We start from the raw sequence: 771 nt of genomic DNA on the forward strand, positions 1-771 counted from the left end.
CCGTGGGGTCCGTGCGGGGCCCGGCGGGGCCGTGGGCTATTCGCGTTCGAGGCTCAGGAGGACGACGCCGTTGCCGAAGGTGTGGGTCTCGACGAGGCGGAGGTCGGCCGGGGCGGAGCCCTCCGTGAACAGTGGGGTGCCGCCGCCGACGATCACCGGATCGACGTAGATCCGGAACGCGTCGACGAGCCCGTGCCGCAGAAAGTCGGCGGCCAGGTGTGCGCCGCTGAGGACCAGAGGGCCGCCCGGCTGCTCCTTGAGCGCGCGCACCTCCTCCGGTACGACGTCCCGCACGACGGTGGTGTTCCAGTCGGCGCGCTCCCACGTCCGCGAGTACACGAACTTGGGCTTCTCCCGCCAGATCCCGGCGAACTCGACGACCGTGGCGCTCGCGTCGGGATCCTTGTCGGCCGTGGGCCAGAACTCGGTCATCAGCTGGTGCGTGACCCGGCCGCTCAGGAAGGCGCCGGCCTCGCGGAGGGTGTCGTTGAAGTGCTGGTGCAGTTCCTCGTCGACGCGATGCCAGGAGATGTCCCGGCCGGGGCCCTCGATGTACCCGTCGAGGGAGATGGTGGCGGTCAGGACGACGTCGCGCATGGTCGGTACTCCTTGCTGGTCATCGGATCCCTGGTCCCACGGTGCCATGGAAGGGGGTGGGCGGAGATACGGTTTCGTGGCGTGGCGTGGCGCGGCGCTGGTTCTCGGGGCTCGCGGGGTCGGTCGGCTGATCGGAGCTTGGCGATGGGGCGGCGGTTCGGGGACGGGCGGGGG

At 70.9% G+C, this 771-nt stretch carries 1 protein-coding gene; it reads right to left on the bottom strand.

The window, feature by feature from the left end:
* Positions 1–36 precede the first annotated feature (36 nt).
* Complete coding sequence (locus tag P1P75_RS41755) at positions 37–597, bottom strand: dihydrofolate reductase family protein (protein ID WP_319265315.1); 561 nt, start codon at positions 595–597, stop codon at positions 37–39.
* Positions 598–771 lie beyond the last annotated feature (174 nt).

The organism is Streptomyces sp. ID05-39B, from assembly GCF_033794725.1.
Taxonomy (GTDB): domain Bacteria; phylum Actinomycetota; class Actinomycetes; order Streptomycetales; family Streptomycetaceae; genus Streptomyces; species Streptomyces bobili.

Coding starts and splice junctions, on each gene's coding strand:
- P1P75_RS41755 (WP_319265315.1), bottom strand. CDS start 597: ATGCGCGACGTCGTCCTGACCGCCACCATCTCCCTCGACGGGTACATC.